At 59.5% G+C, this 2099-nt stretch carries 1 protein-coding gene; it reads left to right on the top strand.

Going from position 1 to position 2099, the window contains the following annotated elements:
- Positions 1 to 1699, top strand: a 1699-nt coding sequence (locus tag AC1DVF_RS29085) for an outer membrane beta-barrel protein (RefSeq protein ID WP_477783612.1), incomplete at its 5' end; no start/stop codon positions are given.
- Positions 1700 to 2099 lie beyond the last annotated feature (400 nt).

Here is a 2099-nt window from a genome sequence, read left to right as displayed (position 1 = left end):
GACGTACATCAATGGTTCCGAGTTCGAGAACCCCGGCATCACTGGCGGCAACCCCATCGTCAATTCGCAGACGGTGTTGACGGCCAACGACCCGAGCCACCGGGCAACGACGAATAATCTGCGCATCGATCTTTCGTGGAAGATCGGCGACCACACGATCACCGGTGGTATCGACAATCTGAACTCGCACGACATCGACGATGGTCAGACGGCCACGGCCTGGGACTACGGTTCCGGCGACCCGGGCACCGCGATCAGCGACAGCCCCTACGTGGCCGCGCCCAATACCGGTGCCGGCGGAGAAGACGGCTATTACGTCTCGAAGTATCTCTACGATACCGCCGCCTCGGTTCGCGTGAAGCAGCGCGCGCAGTACATCGAAGACAGCTGGCAGGTGGATGATCGCTGGCTGGTGAAGATCGGCCTGCGCAATGACCAGTTCACCAATTACAACCCGAACGGAGATGCTTTCCTGCGCATGACCAAGCCGCAGTGGGCTCCGCGACTCGGCTTCAGCTGGGACGTGAACGGCGACTCCACCCTCAAGGTCTACGGCAATGCCGGTCGTTACTACCTCGCCATGCCTGCTTCGGTTGCCCTTCGCGCCGCTGCTGGCTCGCTGTACACGAACGAGTACTACACCTATACAGGTATCGACGGTAACGGCAATCCGACCGGCCTGACCCAGCTTGCCTCGGCGACGGGTGGCGCGGTGTCGGCGAACAACGAGTACGGCCAGTCGCCGGATGCGAAGACCGTCGCCGCCAGCAACATCCAGTCGGAATACCAGGATGAGTATCTGCTGGGCTTTACGCAGCAGATCAACCCGGATTACGTCTGGGGCATGAAGGCGCAGGTACGTAAGCTGCGCAATATCCTCGACGATATCTGTGACACCGACACGATCACCGCCAAGGCGAACTCGCTCGGCTACGCCGTCGATGCCAGCCAACTCAATGGTTGCTATCTGTCGAACCCGGGTCGAAGCAACACCTACCGTATCCCGGATGGTGCCGGCGGTTACAACAGCGTCAGCGTGTCGGCGGACGATTTCGGCATGCCAAAGGCAAAGCGCAGCTACTACGGGCTGGAAACGTTCCTCGAGCATCCATTCGACGGCACGTGGCAGGCCAAGGTGGACTATGTCTTCTCGCGTAGCTACGGCGACACGGAAGGCCAGGTTCGCTCGGATATCGACCAGACCGACGTGTCTGCGACGGTGGACTGGGACTTCGGCAAACTGATGGAGAATTCCAACGGCCTGCTCTCCAACGACCGCAAGCACCAACTCAAGATCTACGGCTCGTGGCAAGCGGCGAAGGAGTGGATGCTGTCGGCGAACATCGCGATCATGTCTGGCACGCCGAAGACCTGCCTGGGTTACTACGGTGCGGATGAAAGCAATCCGGTGGGGTACGGCAGCTACTACCACTACTGTGACGGTCTTCCGTCTTCACCGGGTGCCGCCGGTCGCCAGCCCTGGCAGCACATTGTTTCGCTCTCGGCGGAATATCGTCCGATGTGGGCAAACCAGAAACTTGGCTTCAATGTGATGGTCTATAACGCATTGGGCGAATCCGTCCCGACTGCCACGTACGTGATTGCCGGCAGCTCGACCACGCCCAATATCAACTACGACAAGGTCACGTACTTCAGCCAGCCGCGTTATGTCCGCTTTGGCATCAACTACGACTTCTGATAGCGACCGTGTTCAACGCTGACCACGAACTACCCGAATACCAATAATAAGTGMCCGAGCCGGTGACGGCTCAACTCCCGGGCATAACGAGTCTCCCCAGATAGGCCGCCGATTCCCAATCGGCGGCCTCTTTTTTTTGCGGATCGCTCGCTGCGCAGGCGTAGGTTCCAGCGGCGAACCTTCGGATTGTCGCGCTTGCGAACGAGGCATTGAGGTGATTGGGCGAGCGGTTGAACAGCTCCCACGATGAAACGCAAACCCTCATTCGCAATATCACCGCTGAGGGTTCGCCGCTGAAGCGGCTCCTTGTATCTTAGGGATGCCTTCCGTTGGGAGGTGCAGCAAGTGAGATCCCGGGGAGGCCGCCGGCTCCTGGAAGCAGAGTGATTCTGACTTCGAT

The organism is Pseudomonas sp. P4_D7, from assembly GCF_056401755.1.
This window is presented reverse-complemented; position numbering and strand designations above follow the sequence as displayed.